Raw genomic sequence first — 319 nt, forward strand, 5'->3', positions numbered from 1 at the left:
GTATCCGAGCGTGCAGAATTTAGGTTTTGAGTGGCAGGGCTATTTTTGGTTGACCCAAACTCTGCAAGTACAGTTGCAGCGATTAAGTGATTTATTACAAAAGACCAAGCCGCAATGGTTTGCTGCTTCTGGCCTGCGTTATCAGCGCCGTGAACAGCGCCGTATTGAGCATAAAGGCAGCGAGACAGATTTACATTTATGAAGAAAACAAATAAAAACGCTGACTCTCACAAGTCAGCGTTTTTACTTAAACAATATTTTTAGGGCGTGTTTTTCTAGCCTTCTGTATTAACGACCCGTTTTTAGCTTATCCCAATAC

1 protein-coding gene is annotated in these 319 nt (G+C 42.0%); it reads left to right on the plus strand.

Features of this window, described 5'->3' with window-relative positions:
- A partial coding sequence (locus tag AAEZ03_RS26560) for a hypothetical protein (RefSeq protein ID WP_350582763.1) occupies nucleotides 1-202 on the plus strand: 202 nt, incomplete at its 5' end.
- Between the last annotated feature and the right edge of the window lie 117 nt (nucleotides 203-319).

It is taken from the genome of Pseudomonas sp. HY2-MNA-CIBAN-0224 (assembly GCF_040310285.1).
Lineage (GTDB): Bacteria > Pseudomonadota > Gammaproteobacteria > Pseudomonadales > Pseudomonadaceae > Aquipseudomonas > Aquipseudomonas helleri.